Raw genomic sequence first — 16621 nt, 5'->3', positions numbered from 1 at the left:
GATTAACTTAAATTGTTATTCCAAAATCTCTCTATGAACTTCGCTTCATTTCTGAAAGCGGATGCAAATCTATAAACTATTTTTAATCTGACCAAAACTTTTTGAAGTTTTTTTTGAATTAATTTTTTAAACAAATTCGCAACCAAAATCTCAATGAACACCGCCCCAAAAACGGACTGCAAATATACAAGCTTTTATTTCTAATCAGCAAGAAAAAAATGAATTATTTTTTAACGCTAAACTTATATTTTATTTACAATCTGTTAATGAACTTTCGCAAAACATAACTACCGTTTTTCCGTTTGCGGGTGCAAATATACAACCACTTTCCATTCCCGCAAACTTTTAAACCAAAAAAAATCAACTTTTTTAAAACTAAAAATACAACTAACTAAATCACAGCAAAATAACATTAAACTTTTTTTTGAACTAAAAAGCACAACTGGAGTAAACCATATTAAAATGGTAATATACATCAAACATTAACTAATTATAGAATCAAAATTATTCTTCGAAATTTCTAATTTATAAATAGTATTAATCCAGACAGAAAACCATTAATTAATTTAACAAATTTCGTTTGAAGTTCTCTTTTTATCTAAACTATATTATAATGTAGACAAATAATATATTAAACATTTCTGAAAAAGCAGGAGGAATTATATTTATTAGTAACTCAAAACTAAAAAAGCAATAGATGATAACTATTGCTTTTTTCCTTTCTTATTTCTTCTTTTATTTTTTCTATTTCTTTTCTTACGAAGCTTCGCGAACATTTCTTTATATCGCTCAACATCCACTTCCCCTTTTCTTTCTTCCAAGATCGCGTAAGAATCTATGCTTAACTTGGGAGTCTGCATCTCGATTGTTTCATCAATAAAAGCTCTCTGAAGAACATCTTCTATTAAATAATCTTCATTTTCAGTTTCTGGATGATACTCATCTTTTAAAGAAATACTAAAAACATTGGCAGTGGTATTGTACCAAAAAGCCTTCCATCCACTTCTTAACTCTTTAATATTTTGAAAAACCGTTTTGCCCGTTTGCCTATGTATTAATTTGATTAGAATCCTACCTTCGGTTTTGGTCATTTTCTTTATTTGATCTGTTAATTCCTCTTCCAGATACTTTTGAACTCTACGAACGTACTTTCTTTTTTTACTTTTCGATTCAATTCTATCTAAACGAGCATTTAAACTATCTATTCTTTTAGAAGCTAAAACTGCATAAGGATATGCTTTGAAGACCTTCTTTTTAAACCAATAATAATAGTTTACATCAATTCTATTTTTAAACTTATGCTTTGGCAATACAGAAACCTCGTTTAACTTTATCATTAAACTATCCCCATCTCTTACCAAGAAATAATCATCATTAAAATTAGGTAATGTGTCTTTTATTTGTGCTTCAACTAGTAAAGAAGATGCAATTAAGAAATAAAAAAACAATTTTCTCATAACGTTCAACTGTCAAATACAGTTCCAAATTTACTTTTTCTCTAAAAAAAAACTCGCGATTTCTCACGAGTTTTTTTTATTAAGCTGTCATTATAGCTTCAGCTATCTTTTTATATGTACCATTTTCAAGCTTTTCTCGAATAGCAGTAAAAGCTTCAATAGTTTCATTTACATCTTCAATAGTGTGACGTGCTGTAGGAATTAACCTTAAGATTATCATTCCTTTTGGAATTACAGGATATACTACAATTGAACAGAACACTCCGTGATTCTCACGTAAATCGTGTACCATTGCCATTGCTTCTGGAATATCTCCTTTTAAATACACAGGAGTAATACAAGTTTGCGTAGTTCCTAAATCAAACCCAGCAGCTCTTAAGCCACTTTGTAACGCTTCTGTAATTTCCCAAAGCTTATCTTTCAACTCTGGCATTGTACGAATCATATCCAAACGCTTTAATGCACCTTTTACCATTGGCATTGGTAAAGATTTCGCAAACATTTGAGAACGCATGTTATATTGTAAATACTGAACAACATCTTTATCACCTGCGAAGAAAGCTCCAATACCTGCCATTGATTTAGCGAATGTAGCGAAGTAAACATCAATACCATCTTGAACTCCTTGCTCAAAACCAGTACCTCTACCACCTTCACCTAAAGTTCCAAATCCGTGAGCATCGTCAACTAAAAGTCTAAAGTTATACTTTTCTTTTAATGCAACGATTTCACGTAATCTTCCTTGCTCACCTCTCATACCGAAAACACCTTCAGAAACTAATAAAATTCCTCCTCCGGTTTTTTCAGCCATTTTAGTAGCTCTCTTTAAGTTTTTCTCGCAACTTTCAATATCATTGTGACGATACACAAATCTTTTACCTGCATGCAGACGAACTCCGTCAATAATACAAGCATGCGTATCCATATCGTAAACAATAATATCATCCTTAGAAACTAAAGCATCAATTGCAGAAACCATTCCCTGATATCCAAAGTTCACCAAGTAAGAAGCTTCTTTTCCAACAAACTCAGCACACTCTCTTTCTAATTGTTCGTGATACTTTGTGTGACCCGACATCATTCTAGCTCCCATTGGATAGGCCATACCATCTTGAGCAGCCGATTCTCCATCTACTTTTAACACCTCTGGATGATTTGCTAAACCAAGATAATCGTTAATACTCCAAGTAACTACCGGTTTACCATTAAACATCATTCTATTAGAAATTGGCCCTTCTAGTTTTGGGAATACATAATATCCTTCTGCTTTATCTGCCCACTTACCTAATGGTCCTTTATCACTCTTAATTCTATCAAATAAATCCTTTACCATATATACATTACTTGTTTTGGGAAAGCAAAACTAAGTCTTTTTATGTGTATATCAAAAAAACTTAACTAGGTGTTATTTAATTTTTATTACTAAATCATTTGTATCAACTAAAGTTCCTGCTGACAATTGTATCTTTTGAATTATACCTCTTGAAACAGCAGTAACAGTTGTTTCCATTTTCATTGCTTCAATTATAAATAACGGTTGGTTTTCTTGAACAATATCTCCTTCTTTTACTAAAACAGAAGATAATAAACCTTGCAACGGTGCTCCAATCTGGTTTTCATCGCTTGAATCAGCTTTTACATTCTCAATCTTCTCCACACTAATAGAATTGTCCTTAATTGCAACAACTCTCATTTGTCCATTAATTTTAAAGAATACCGTTACATTACCATTCTCGTCAGGGTTTGTTTTATGAACTAACGAAATTAAAACTCTCTTACCTGGATCGATGTCCACCATAATCTCCTCTCCTATTTCTAATCCGAAGAAGAAATTTTTGGTTGGAATATTCATCACATTTCCATATTTGACATGCTTTTCATATGCTTCGGTAAACACTTTCGGATACAATTTATATGATAAGAAATCAGTCATTTCTAATTCTCTTCCCATTCCTTGAGAGAACTCTTTTTTAAATTTCTTAAATTCTTTATCAAAATCAATTGGTTCTAAATGCGCGTTTGGCCTCTCAGTGTAAGGCTTTTCATTCTTAAGAATAATTTTTTGAATATCTTCTGGGAAACCTCCAACAGGTTGACCTAAATCTCCTTTAAAGAAACTAATTACAGATTGCGGAAAAGAAATAGAATCACCACGTTGTTTTACATCCTCAATTGATAAATCATTACTAATCATGTATTGAGCCATATCACCAACAACTTTTGAACTTGGAGTAACTTTGATGATATCTCCAAATAACTGGTTCACCTCTCCGTACATTTTAGTAACCTCCGTAAACTTATCTTCTAATCCTAGTGCAATTGCTTGACCTTTTAAATTAGAATATTGACCACCAGGAATTTCATGCTCATATACTTCTCCGGTTCCAGATTTCAATCCAGACTCAAATGGATAATAATATCCTCGGACAGCTTCCCAATAATTTGAATATTCAGCTAGTTTGTGCATGTCTAACGGATTTTCTCTTTCATTAAAACGAAGCATTTCTACCATCGAGTTAAAGTTTGGCTGAGAAGTTAATCCCGATACCCCACCTAAAGCAACGTCAACCACATCAACTCCAGCTTCAATAGCTTTTAAATAAGACGCTGATTGAATAGAGGAAGTGTCATGAGTATGTAAATGAATAGGAATATTTATTTCAGATTTTAACGCAGAAATTAATTCATAAGCGGCTTGCGGCTTTAATAAACCTGCCATATCCTTAACACCTAAAATATGTGCTCCTGCATTTTCAACATCTTTAGCCAGCTGAATGTAGTATTTTAAGTCGTATTTTGTTTTCTTAGGATTTAAAATATCTCCAGTGTAACAGATTGAAGCTTCAGCTAAACCTTCCGTTCTATTTCGAACATGTTGAATACAAGGCTCAATGGACTTCATCCAGTTTAATGAATCAAAAATTCTGAATACATCAACTCCAGTTTCCCAAGATTTTTCTACAAATTTCTCTATTAAGTTATCAGGATACGCAGTATAACCAACTCCATTAGATCCTCTAATTAACATTTGAAGCAACACATTTGGCATCGCTTTTCGCAACAATGCTAAACGCTCCCATGGGTTTTCTTGTAAAAAACGGAGACAAACATCGAAAGTAGCTCCTCCCCAAACTTCCATACTAAAGATATCTGGAAAATTCTTAGAATAACCTTCCGCTACTTTCAACATATCAGTGGTACGCATTCGAGTTGCTAATAAACTTTGATGCGCATCACGCATGGTTGTATCTGTGAAGTGAATTTTCTTTTCTTTCTTTAACCACTCAGCGAACTTTTCAGGACCTAATTCTGTCAATAAATCTTTTGTTCCTTTCGGATGGTTTTCCAGTTTAGGAAACTTAGGAATTTTAGGAGTAGAAAATTTTCGACTTGGATCAACCTTCTTTACATCTGGATTTCCATTTACTACAACCTCACCTAAGAAATTAATTAACTTATTTGCTCTGTTTTTTGGTTCTTTAAACTCAAATAACTTCGGTTCGTTCTTTATAAAATTAACGGTTACCTCACCATTTCTAAAAGTAGAATGTTCAAGAATGTTTCTTAAGAAAGCAATGTTAGTTTGAACACCTCTAATTCTAAATTCCACCAAAGCACGCAACATTTTTCTACAAGCTCCGTCCAAAGTTCTACTTCTCGCAGACGCTTTTACCAACATCGAATCAAAGAATGGAGAAATCTTTACTCCTTGATAAATACTTCCAGCATCTAAACGGATTCCGAATCCTGAAGCACTACGATATGTAGTTACAGTACCATAATCTGGTTTGAAATCATTTGCTGGATCTTCTGTAGTAATTCTACACTGCAGCGCATAACCTGAAACGGTAATTGATTCTTGACTTGGTATTTTTATTTGTTGATCTGCTAATTTATAACCTCCAGCAATAAACAATTGAGTTTTTACCAAGTCAATATTTGTTACCATCTCAGTAACTGTATGTTCAACTTGGATTCGAGGATTCACTTCAATAAAATAAATACTATCATCCTCATCTACTAAAAATTCAACCGTACCTATATTATTGTAATCAACAGCTCCACAAATATCTAGAGCATATTTATATAAATTGTTCTTAGTTTCTTCTGATAATCCATAAGAAGGAGCAAATTCAATAACTTTTTGATAACGTCTTTGAACCGAACAATCTCTCTCATACAAATGCACCATATTACCATGGGTATCGGCAACAATTTGGATTTCAATATGCTTAGGATTTTCTACAAACTTTTCTAAGAATACTGTATCATCTCCAAATGCATTTAAAGCTTCTCTTTGTGCCTCTGGATACGCCTTTTTAAGATCTTCTGCATTTCGAATAACTCTCATTCCACGACCTCCACCACCTGAAGCCGCTTTCAACATTATTGGATAACTGATTTTTTCAGCCTCCTCTAAAGCAATTTCGATAGAAGTTAAATCTTGATCACTACTTTGAATAATTGGAACATTATTAGCAACTGCTACTTCTTTTGCTGTAATCTTATCTCCTAAAGCTTTTAAAACTGAAACTTTTGGACCAACGAAAATAATTCCATTGTCTTCACATTTCTGGGCAAATTCGGCATTCTCAGATAAAAAACCATAACCTGGATGAATTGCATCAACGTTATTTTCCACCGCTACTTTAATAATGGCGTCGATATCTAAATACGGTTTCAACGGTTCATTATCTTCTCCTATTTGATAACATTCATCTGCTTTATACCTATGTAAAGAATAACGATCTTCATATGTATAAATCCCCACAGTTTTAATACCTATTTCTACACAGGCTCTAAAAACTCTAATTGCAATCTCTCCTCGATTAGCAACGAGTACTTTTTTAATGTTCATTCTTTTGTTTTGTTGTGATTCTGTTTGTCCTCAAAGTTAAATTAAAAATCATTTTTATTGAAAAAATCAAGCGTTTTTACTTACACAAGTTAATAAATTAACAGATTCGTAAAAAAGTGTTTAGAGAAAAATCGATTTCGTATTATTTTATTATCGATTTGTTAATTTGATAATTTAGGCTTGATTTCGAGAATTAAACAAAAACGTTTTCGTTTTAATTATAATTTTTTAGTAGAGCTTTTAAACAAAAAAAGATGTCTAAAAACGACATCTTTTAAAAAATTTTAAAACTAACTCTTGACCCCGACATTCTTGTCTTGGAGTTGTTTTATAAATGGTTGACTATAGAGTCTACTATTATATGCTTTGTAAATTGCATTTGCTACTGCTCCACCAGCTGGTGGTAAACCTGGTTCACCTAAACCTGTTGGCGAAAGTTCGTTCTCAACAAAATGAACTTCAACTTCAGGAGTTTCATTCATTCGTATTAAACGATATGTATCGAAGTTTTTATGCGCTGGTTTTCCATTTTTGAAAGAAAAATCGCCATACATTGCATGGCCAATTCCATCAAGAACTCCACCTTGAATTTGATTTATTGCTCCTGTTGGATTGATTACAATCCCACAATCAACTGCGGTATACACTTTTTTTACTACTGGTAGCCCATCTTTTAATTCAATTTCAGCAACCTCTGCAACATGAGTATTATGACTGTAATAAGCAGCAAAGCCTTTGTAAACTCCTTCTTTTTTCTCGCTCCAGTTACTTTTCTCTACTACCAACTTAATAGTATCTTCCATTCTTTGTCCAGAATATTCAATTCTATCATCGGTAGTATTCTTCACGTTTTGCAAAAGATCCAAACGTAACTGCACTGTATCTTGACCTAATTCTTCGGCAATTTCGTCAAAGAAACTTTGCTCAGCATAGGCTAAGAAATTTGTATACGGAGCTCTCCAAGCACCAGTTGTAATTTTACTTTGATAATTTTTAGTGGAAACTTTATAGTTCGGAATACAACCCGCTGGAAAGAAATTAGGAATTAATCCGTACATATTTCCATTAACTGCCGCTTCTTTTAAATGATATCCAGTTAATTTTCCGTCTTTAATTGATGCAGCTATTCTATACTTTATTGCAGGACGATAAATTCCATCCGTCATGTCATCTTCTCTAGAAAAAACAACTTTAACTGGCTTTTTAGTCAAATTAGAAATTTCAGCCGCTTCTTCTGCGAAATCTCCATACAATCTTCTACCAAAACCACCTCCCATACGCGTCATTTCTAACTCAATATCACTCTCTTCACGCTCCAATAATTTGGCTATTCTTCCTGCAGTCCATTGTGGAGTTTGAATTGGTCCTACCAAATGTACTTTTTCATCAGTGACATTTGCATAGAAATTCATTGGTTCTAAACAATTATGAGGTAAAAATGGAGAATGGTATGTTCTCTCAATTACTTTATCTGCAGATTTAAATGCAGCTACAACATCACCATCGTTTCTTGGCACATCAAAATCTTTACCATCAAGAATTCCCGTTAATATTCTATCATGATCTTCTGTATTTTCTAAATCCTTATCACTACTCCATTCAGCTTTTAACGCTTTCTTACCTTTCATTGCCGCCCAAGTATTCGTTCCTAGAACAGCAACTTTATCTCCAAATCTCACAACTTGTGTAACTCCATTTACCTTTTTAGTTGCTGAATCATCAAAACTTACCAATTTTTGACCGAAAGCTGGAGGCCTTAATACGGAAGCATAAGACATTCCTTCTTCTTTATAATCTAAACCAAACAAAGGTTTACCAGTTACAATCTTTTTTAAATCAACATTGATAGCATCCTTACCAATAATTGTATACTCAGAAGGCTTTTTCAACTCCACTTTTTCTGGAACTTCTAATACAGCAGCTTCCTTAACAACATCACCATAACCTAAAGATTCTCCATTGGCATTTGTGATAATTCCTTTTGAAGCCTTACAACTAGAGGCTTCAACTCCCCATTTTGCAGCAGCTGCATTAATCAACATTTGCTTTGTTGTTGCTCCTGTTTGCCTTAATGCATCCCAACCGAATCTTATAGATTGACTTCCTCCTGCAACTTGACGCGTATAATCTTTCTTATTGTACTTTGCTTGAACAACATTTACTTTATCCCATTCTACATCTAACTCTTCAGCAATAATCATTGGCATTGCCGTTTTCACACCTTGTCCGATTTCGGGATTCGGTGAATAGATAGTTACATAACCATTATCAGCAATTTTAATAAATGCATTGAAATCATTAAAGTTCAAATTTGTAATATCAACAGGTGGTTTTGCCTCAGACTTACAAGCTGTAAATAAATTAAAACCAACTAATAACCCTCCACTTGCTAATGCAGAAGTTCTTAAGAAATTTCTTCTACTAAATTTTAAATTGTTTTCTTGTGTGCTCATGATTATTAGTTTTAAGACATTTTAGTGGCAGCTTTCGCTACTGCTTTTTCTATTCTATTATATGATGCACAACGACAAAGATTTCCGTGCATTGCTTCACGAATTTCCTGTGCAGTTGGATTTGGATTTTCTTTTAAGAAAGAAGCGGCTGTCATTATTTGACCTGCTTGACAATAACCACATTGTGGCACGTCTACTTCTTCCCAAGCTTCTTGTAAAGGATGACTTCCATCTTTAGAAAGTCCTTCAATTGTGGTAATTTCCTCTTTATCTAAAAGAGAAACTTGCAATTGACAGCTTCTTGTAGCAACACCATCAACATGAACTGTGCATGCACCACATTGTGCAATTCCACATCCAAATTTGGTTCCTACTAAATTAAGTTCGTCACGTAAAATCCATAGCAAAGGAGTATCTGAATCGGCATTAACTGTAACCGATTCTCCGTTGATTTTTAAATTATAGGTTGGCATTTTGTGTAAGTTTTTAACGATTTTTAAGTTACAAAAAATATCGTTACCAAAGCTTACATCATCTTTTTTAAGATATATTTAATAAAAAAGGAATCACCTTACAGTAATTCCTTTTTGACCATATATTCGTTTTAAATTCTATAATGCTTCATCTATTATACCTTGCACAACCTCTGGATTTAAAAGCGTGCTCGTGTCTCCAAGATTACTCAAATCATTTGAAGCTATTTTTCTTAAAATTCGTCGCATAATTTTACCAGAACGTGTTTTCGGCAATCCTTTTGTAAATTGAATCTTATCCAGCTTTGCAATTGGGCCAACTTGTTCGGTAATTATTTGATTGATTTCTTTACGAACATTTTCATGTCTTCTAGATTCTCCTGTGTCTTTCAAAATAACATATCCATACAGCGCATTTCCTTTGATATCGTGAGGAAAACCAACAATGGCAGACTCAGCAACGGCAGGATGTTCATTAATAGCATCTTCAATTGGTGCAGTACCTAAATTATGTCCGGAAACAATAATAACATCATCTACTCTTCCTGTAATTCTATAATATCCTACCTCATCACGTAAAGCTCCGTCTCCTGTAAAATATTTATTTTCAAAAGTTGAAAAATACGTTTCTTTATAGCGTTGATGATTTCCCCAAATAGTTCTTGCCATAGATGGCCAAGGAAACTTAATACATAACCTTCCTTCTACTTGATTACCCTTGATTTCATTTCCTTCAGCATCCATTAATGCAGGCTGAATTCCTGGGAAAGGCAATGTTGCATATGTTGGTTTTGTTGGAGTTGAAAAAGGAATTGGCGTAATCATAATTCCTCCAGTTTCTGTTTGCCACCAAGTATCTACAATCGGACTTTGTCTTTTTCCGATATTATCGTCATACCAGTGCCATGCTTCCTCATTAATTGGTTCTCCTACAGTACCTAAAATTTTCAGTGATGACAAATCATGAGATTCAACATGACCCAATCCTTCTTTTGCCAATGCTCTAATTGCAGTTGGTGCTGTATAAAATTGATTTACCTTATGTTTTTCTACAATTTCCCAAAAACGTCCGTAATCTGGATAACTCGGAACTCCCTCAAACATAACGGTTGTTGCTCCATTAGCTAATGGTCCGTATACAATGTAACTATGACCAGTAATCCAACCAATATCTGCTGTACACCAATACACATCATTCTCTCTGTACTGGAATACATTCTTGAATGTGTAGGCAGTATACACCATATATCCTGCTGTAGTGTGTAACATTCCTTTTGGTTTTCCTGTTGATCCAGAAGTATATAGAATAAACAATGGATCTTCAGCCTTCATTATTTCTGCCTCACAGTGATCAGGAGCTTTATCTAATAAAGGTTGAATCCATTCATCTCTTCCATCTTTCATTGTAATTTCCGAATCAATTCTCTTTACAACTAATACACTCTCTATCGTAGTGCAATCTTCCAGTGCTTCATCAACAATACCTTTTAAATCGATTGTTTTACTTCCCCTGTATGAACCATCAGATGTTATAACCATTTTACATTCTGAATCATTAATTCTCGTAGCTAAGGCATTTGAAGAAAAACCTGCGAATACAACTGAGTGAATTGCACCAATACGAGCACATGCCAATAATGAAATAGCTAGTTCGGGAATCATTGGTAAATAAATACAAACTCGATCCCCTTTTTTAATTCCTTTTGCTTTTAAAACATTCGCAAACTTATTTACTCTATCATATAATTCTTTATAAGTAATAAGTTGCGCTTCTTCATCTGGATTATTAGGCTCGAATAAAATTGCCGTTTTATTACCTCGAGTTACCAAATGACGATCGATACAATTTTCAGTAATATTTAATTCAGCTCCTTCAAACCATTTTACCTCAGGTTTGGTAAAATCCCAATCTAAAACTTTATCCCATCGTTTTCTCCATAGGAAATGTTCTTCAGCAATTTCTTCCCAAAAATTTTCTGGATTCCTAACCGATCTTCTATAAACTTGAAAATATTCTTCTAAATTTTTAATGTGGTAGTTACTCATTTTAATTAAGCTTTAAGATTTGATGGTTTACTAAAAAGTCCGAACCAATTTGGGTTTAAGACTTTTAATTTGACTAGTGACCAGATAATCACAACAAATGATAAACCAATTACAATAGAATTTAATGGACTGATTTGGACTTTACTTTCGAAGTAAAATCGAAGATATAAAGAACCAATAACATAAATTAGAATAAATATGTCTGAGGCTCGTGGTGATATTTGAAATTTCATTTTAATACTCTATAAATTAAAAACTAGATTTTTTGCACACTTCACCAAGTTTTAATTTAATAGCTCATTAATTTCCGAAACTATTTTTTTAATTGAAAACGGCTTTAATAAATATTTATCTGCTCCAAGTTTTAAGCCTTTATCAATATCTGAAGCTTTATTTTTTGCTGTAAGAAACACTACTTTAGTATTCTTTAACTCTTTATGTTCTCTTATAAATTCTAATGTTTGATAACCATCAACGTTTGGCATCATAATATCTAACAAGACCACATCTGGTTTAACGTTTTCTACTATTTCTATTGCCTCTCCTCCATCTCTTGCAATATACACTTCAAAGTTATTTTTCTTAAAAGTATATTCTAAAGTCATTACGATGTTTGGTTCATCATCAACAATTAAAATCTTTCTATTCATATGAGGTACAATTTAATTAAAAGGCAACTTAAAACCAAAAGTTGCTCCCTTTTTCTTTCCTTTTTCTGCCCAGATTTTACCGTTATGTTTTTCTATTATTTGTTTGCTAATTGCTAACCCTAACCCGCTTCCAATTGGTTTAATTGTATTTTGATTTTCGGACTGGTAAAACTTATCAAAAATATAATCGAAATCTTCAGCCATAATTCCTTTACCATTATCAGTTACCAGGACTTCTACATAGTCATTTTTAACGGAGTAATTCAATTTTACAACTCCATTTTCAGGTTCACAAAATTTTATGGCATTTGATATTAAGTTCATCAAAACCTGGACAATTCTATCTTCATCATAATGAAAAACTAGACTTTCATCATTACCTACTTTAATCTTTATTCCTTTTTTGATGCCACATGCTTTAAACTAACTACTGATTTCGCAATTGTTTTTTGAATATCCTGTTCCGACAATATTAATTGTTGTCTACCTGTAGAAAGTTTTTCGAAATCTAAAATATTATTAATCAACCTTGACAAACGCTCCGAGTCTTGAAGTATATTTTTCAAAAATTGAGCTTTCATCTCTCCAGGCATTTCATCCGATTCTTCCAAAATTAATTCGGTTGCGGCTCTTATACCCGTTAAAGGAGTTTTTAACTCATGTGCAACAGTATCTAAAAATTCATCTTTCTGTTTATCTTTTTGAATTAATTCTTTATTTACTTCCTTCAATTGACCCGTTAGTTCAGTTAATTCATTTGATTTTTCTGTTAGAGCCTTATTAACTGCTTTGGCTTCTTTTGACTCTTCTAAAATTTCAAGAACTTCAACTAAGCTAATTTCTTCCTCCTTAACTACACTTGAAATTAAAATTTTAGCCGATGCAGATCCTATACTTCCCGTTAGTAATTTTTCTGAAAAATTAACAAGTCTAGCATCTGCCATGTGTGCAGTTTTAGAAAGTTGATACTTCTCAAAGAATAAATTCAAGGCATTTTCTGTTCTTTCCTCTCCTAAAAACTTCACCAAAACATTTCTAATATCTGCTACATAAGCTTCTCCTTTCCAAACCAAAGCACTATCCTGCAGTGACGAAAAGTTATTTGTATCAACAAACATTTCTGCATAATTACGTTCACGATAATGACCTTTAGAAGTCAACGAAAAAATTAAATAAGTCAAAATATTAAAAAACATACTCCAAAAGAAAGCATGTGCAGGAGGTGTTAGAAAATCAATTCCGAATAAAGCATGCGGTCTCAACATTTGTATATTGAACAATCCATTTTCAGTAAATTCTCTTGAACCTGTGAAGCCTTCGATTGTAAAAGGAAGTATTAGCGTGTAGGTTGTAATTAAAAACCCAACTAAAATTCCAATAATTGCAGCTTTTGAGGAACCTCGATTCCAATATAACCCAACAAAAAATGATGGAGCTAATTGAGAAATTACCACAAAAGCAATTAAACCAATTGAATATAAAGACAGTTGAATTGAGAAATAATAGTAAAATAGATAAGCCGCAATAATCAATATAAAAATAGAAACCCTTCGTATCGTTTTTATATAAGTAGCATTTTCTGCTGATTGTCCTTTTATAAACTTGTCTAAATACCCATAAGGAATGACCAAATTATTACTCACCATTGTTGAAAGTGCCAACGTAGAAACAACTACCATAGAAATAACTGCTGAAAATCCACCTAGAAAAACTAGCAGCGCCAAAATGGTATTATCATTATTTAATGGAAGAAATAACGTGTAATATTCAGGATTAAAAGTATCATCTAAACTTAGTTTTCCTGCCCAAGCAATGAAAATAACAAAGACATTAAATAAAAGCAAGTACAACGGAAACAACCAAATTGCTTTCTTCAAATGTTTTGATTTTGTATTCTCTAAAACAGTTACTTGAAACTGTCTAGGCAATAAAAAAATTGCGAATAAAGATAAAATTATGGTAAACGACCAATTAAATCCATTTTCTAAACTATCAATAGTTACCAGTTTCTCAAATCCTTCGGTAACAGAGATTTTATTGTAGATATCACCAGTTCCATCAAACAGAAAAAAAGTGACATAAATTCCTACAATTAAAAAAAAGACTAATTTTAAAACACTCTCTAAAGCCACGGTCGCCACAATACCTTTTCTTTTCTTAGAAGCATCGGTAGTTTGAGTTCCGTAAAACGCAGAAAAAATTGCTAGAATAACGGCGATGTAAAAAGTAGAATCTGATAGAATTCCCAAAGAAGTATTCGTTTCTCTCCCTGTCATAATTATGAAAGTTTCTGAAACTGCTTTCAATTGTAATGAAATATATGGAACAATTCCCAAAACACATATTATTGTGACAAGAGCTCCTAGAAATCGATTATTTCCATAACGAAGAGAAATAAAATCGGCAATGGAAGAGATTTTATGCTGTTTCGAAATTCTAATAATTTTACGCATTACAACAATCCATAATGGAATTGCTATTACCGGCCCGAGATAAATAGGTAAAAAATAAATCCCTGAGGAAGCCGCAATACCAACACTTCCATAATATGTCCATGCCGAACAATATACTCCTAATGATAAAGCATAAACATAAGGATTATTAACCCATCTACTGCGTGAATTCTTTTCTGCAACAAAAGCAATAAAAAATAGTGCAAATAAATAAACAACTATGATAAGTAGAAGCGAATAATTATTCATAAAATCTGACTAGTATATAGTATGAAATTAATACTGACAAAATCCATAATACGAAAATTGAAAAATACAACGTCGGAAAACCGAATACTTCTCCGTTATGATTAAAAATAAGAATCATTGGCACATTAATTAAAAGAATTAATGCAATTGACAAAACAACCAATTTTTGCTCGTGACGTTTCTTCATAATCTTCAAGTTGAAAAGCAGTGCTATGAAAAAATAACACTGCTTCAATTTAGCTATTTAAAAAATAAATTAGCAAGACATCCCTAATTTAGTGTTCTACCGCTTCTCCAACTCCACTTGGAATCCTGATATTCTCAACGATTTCCTGCACATCTTCTGGTGGTTCTGGTGTAAATGAATTTACAATTATTGCAACTGCAAAATTTACGATCATCGCGATTGTTCCAAATCCTTCTGGAGAAATTCCAAACCACCATTCAGATTTTAAAGCTGCCACAGCCGACTTTCCTCCATCAAAAATTCCGAATTTATATTTCAAAATGTAAAATACCATTAATGAAATTCCAACAACCATTCCTGCAATAGCTCCTTCTTTATTCATTTTCTTGTAGAAAATACCTAAAACTATCGCCGGAAAAAATGATGCCGCAGCTAAACCAAAAGCTAGCGCGACGACGGCGGCGACAAAATCTGGCGGGTTAATTCCGAAATAGCCTGCAACCACTACTGCTGCTACTGCCGATAAACGAGCTGCGACTAATTCTTGTTTCTCGGAAATATCGGGTTTAAATACATTTTTAATTAAATCATGTGATACCGCAGCTGAGATTACTAATAATAATCCAGCAGCAGTTGATAAAGCAGCAGCCAATCCACCGGCAGCAACTAAAGCAATTACCCAGTTAGGTAAATTCGCAATTTCAGGATTTGCCAATACCATGATATCTCGATCAACAGTTAACTCATTTTTACTTTTATCTGCAACGTATTGAATAACTCCATCCTGATTTTTATCTTTAAATTTCAATAAACCTGTTTCTTCCCAATTCATAAACCACTCTGGCATATCAGCATACTTTTTCTCACTAACGGTATTAATTAAATTCGTGCGAGCGAATACAGCGACTGCTGGAGCTGTTGTGTATAAAATAGCGATAAGTAATAATGCTAATCCTGCAGATTTACGAGCATCTTTTACTTTTTTAACTGTAAAAAATCTTACAATAACGTGCGGTAACCCAGCAGTACCAACCATTAAAGCCAATGTAATTGCAAAAACATCAATTAATGACTTTGAGCCATCTGTATATTCAGCAAAACCTAATTCAGTAGATAACCCATTCAATTTATCTAATAAATAAGCTCCTGAACCATCGTTAATCGTTGATCCCATTCCTAACTGTGGAATTGGATTTCCTGTCATTTGAATTGAAATAAAAATAGCAGGAACCATGAAGGCAAAAATTAAAACACAATATTGAGCAACTTGCGTATAGGTAATTCCTTTCATTCCCCCCAAAACTGCATAGAACAATACGATAATCATACCGATGATTACACCCGTATTTATATCTACTTGTAAAAATCTTGAAAACACAACTCCAACACCACGCATTTGTCCAGCAACATAAGTAAACGACACAATCAGCGCACATAGTACAGCTACAATTCTTGCTGTTTTAGAATAATATCTTTCTCCGATAAAATCTGGAACTGTAAACTTTCTTAAATATGGAGCCAATAATAATGCTAATAAAACATAACCTCCAGTCCATCCCATTAAATAAACAGATCCATCATATCCCATAAAAGAAATTAAACCTGCCATTGAAATAAAAGAAGCTGCAGACATCCAATCTGCTGCGGTTGCCATTCCGTTTGCTAAAGGAGAAACTCCTCCTCCGGCAACATAAAATTCTTTAGTAGAAGCCGCTCTTGACCAAATTGCAATTCCAATATAAAGAGCAAAAGTGATTCCTACGATAATATAAGTCCAAACTTGAACACTCATAAT

At 33.2% G+C, this 16621-nt stretch carries 12 protein-coding genes; all 12 read right to left on the bottom strand.

Annotated elements, in window-relative coordinates; genetic code table 11:
- Positions 1–704: 704 nt before the first annotated feature.
- On the bottom strand, positions 705–1457 hold the full coding sequence (locus ACOSP6_RS06785) for a DUF4294 domain-containing protein (protein ID WP_422092515.1): 753 nt from the start codon (positions 1455–1457) through the stop codon (positions 705–707).
- A gap of 79 nt (positions 1458–1536) precedes the next feature.
- Positions 1537–2790, bottom strand: a complete 1254-nt coding sequence (locus ACOSP6_RS06780; RefSeq protein ID WP_422092516.1) for an aminotransferase class I/II-fold pyridoxal phosphate-dependent enzyme — start codon at positions 2788–2790, stop codon at positions 1537–1539.
- Positions 2791–2862: 72 nt separating this feature from the next.
- On the bottom strand, positions 2863–6315 hold the full coding sequence (locus ACOSP6_RS06775; RefSeq protein WP_422092517.1) for a pyruvate carboxylase: 3453 nt from the start codon (positions 6313–6315) through the stop codon (positions 2863–2865).
- A 290-nt stretch (positions 6316–6605) separates the two neighbouring features.
- On the bottom strand, positions 6606–8768 hold the full coding sequence (locus ACOSP6_RS06770; protein WP_422092518.1) for a molybdopterin cofactor-binding domain-containing protein: 2163 nt from the start codon (positions 8766–8768) through the stop codon (positions 6606–6608).
- A gap of 11 nt (positions 8769–8779) precedes the next feature.
- Positions 8780–9241 (bottom strand): (2Fe-2S)-binding protein, encoded by a 462-nt coding sequence (locus tag ACOSP6_RS06765; protein WP_422092519.1) that lies wholly within the window; start codon positions 9239–9241, stop codon positions 8780–8782.
- Positions 9242–9379: 138 nt separating this feature from the next.
- Complete coding sequence (gene acs / locus ACOSP6_RS06760) at positions 9380–11287, bottom strand: acetate--CoA ligase (protein WP_422092520.1); 1908 nt, start codon at positions 11285–11287, stop codon at positions 9380–9382.
- Between the two features lie 5 nt (positions 11288–11292).
- Positions 11293–11520: a hypothetical protein gene (locus ACOSP6_RS06755; protein WP_422092521.1), complete on the bottom strand. Its 228-nt coding sequence runs from the start codon at positions 11518–11520 to the stop codon at positions 11293–11295.
- A 51-nt stretch (positions 11521–11571) separates the two neighbouring features.
- A complete protein-coding gene (locus ACOSP6_RS06750; RefSeq protein WP_422092522.1) occupies positions 11572–11937 on the bottom strand; it encodes a response regulator in 366 nt (121 codons plus the stop codon).
- A 12-nt stretch (positions 11938–11949) separates the two neighbouring features.
- Positions 11950–12261 carry a sensor histidine kinase gene (locus ACOSP6_RS06745; RefSeq protein WP_422092595.1) on the bottom strand — a complete coding sequence of 104 codons (312 nt, stop codon included), beginning with the start codon at positions 12259–12261 and terminating at the stop codon, positions 11950–11952.
- A gap of 68 nt (positions 12262–12329) precedes the next feature.
- Entirely contained in the window at positions 12330–14639 is a 2310-nt protein-coding gene (locus ACOSP6_RS06740) for a histidine kinase dimerization/phospho-acceptor domain-containing protein (RefSeq protein ID WP_422092523.1), read from the bottom strand.
- Positions 14632–14826, bottom strand: a complete 195-nt coding sequence (locus ACOSP6_RS06735) for a hypothetical protein (RefSeq protein WP_422092524.1) — start codon at positions 14824–14826, stop codon at positions 14632–14634. The genes ACOSP6_RS06740 and ACOSP6_RS06735 overlap by 8 nt, the downstream gene beginning before the upstream one ends.
- 88 nt (positions 14827–14914) lie before the next feature.
- Complete coding sequence (locus tag ACOSP6_RS06730) at positions 14915–16618, bottom strand: sodium:solute symporter family protein (RefSeq protein WP_422092525.1); 1704 nt, start codon at positions 16616–16618, stop codon at positions 14915–14917.
- Between the last annotated feature and the right edge of the window lie 3 nt (positions 16619–16621).

It is taken from the genome of Tenacibaculum sp. MEBiC06402, from assembly GCF_049239625.1.
In the GTDB taxonomy this organism is placed as follows: domain Bacteria; phylum Bacteroidota; class Bacteroidia; order Flavobacteriales; family Flavobacteriaceae; genus Polaribacter.
Note: the sequence above shows the minus strand (reverse complement) of the source record. Positions and strands in the feature narration are given on the sequence as shown.

What these genes read in the sequence shown, in the direction of transcription:
- ACOSP6_RS06785 (WP_422092515.1), bottom strand. Translation starts at nt 1,457, where the DNA reads ATGAGAAAATTGTTTTTTTATTTCTTAATTGCATCTTCTTTACTAGTT.
- ACOSP6_RS06780 (WP_422092516.1), bottom strand. Translation starts at nt 2,790, where the DNA reads ATGGTAAAGGATTTATTTGATAGAATTAAGAGTGATAAAGGACCATTA.
- ACOSP6_RS06775 (WP_422092517.1), bottom strand. Translation starts at nt 6,315, where the DNA reads ATGAACATTAAAAAAGTACTCGTTGCTAATCGAGGAGAGATTGCAATT.
- ACOSP6_RS06770 (WP_422092518.1), bottom strand. Translation starts at nt 8,768, where the DNA reads ATGAGCACACAAGAAAACAATTTAAAATTTAGTAGAAGAAATTTCTTA.
- ACOSP6_RS06765 (WP_422092519.1), bottom strand. Translation starts at nt 9,241, where the DNA reads ATGCCAACCTATAATTTAAAAATCAACGGAGAATCGGTTACAGTTAAT.
- acs (WP_422092520.1), bottom strand. Translation starts at nt 11,287, where the DNA reads ATGAGTAACTACCACATTAAAAATTTAGAAGAATATTTTCAAGTTTAT.
- ACOSP6_RS06755 (WP_422092521.1), bottom strand. Translation starts at nt 11,520, where the DNA reads ATGAAATTTCAAATATCACCACGAGCCTCAGACATATTTATTCTAATT.
- ACOSP6_RS06750 (WP_422092522.1), bottom strand. Translation starts at nt 11,937, where the DNA reads ATGAATAGAAAGATTTTAATTGTTGATGATGAACCAAACATCGTAATG.
- ACOSP6_RS06745 (WP_422092595.1), bottom strand. Translation starts at nt 12,261, where the DNA reads ATGAACTTAATATCAAATGCCATAAAATTTTGTGAACCTGAAAATGGA.
- ACOSP6_RS06740 (WP_422092523.1), bottom strand. Translation starts at nt 14,639, where the DNA reads ATGAATAATTATTCGCTTCTACTTATCATAGTTGTTTATTTATTTGCA.
- ACOSP6_RS06735 (WP_422092524.1), bottom strand. Translation starts at nt 14,826, where the DNA reads ATGAAGAAACGTCACGAGCAAAAATTGGTTGTTTTGTCAATTGCATTA.
- ACOSP6_RS06730 (WP_422092525.1), bottom strand. Translation starts at nt 16,618, where the DNA reads ATGAGTGTTCAAGTTTGGACTTATATTATCGTAGGAATCACTTTTGCT.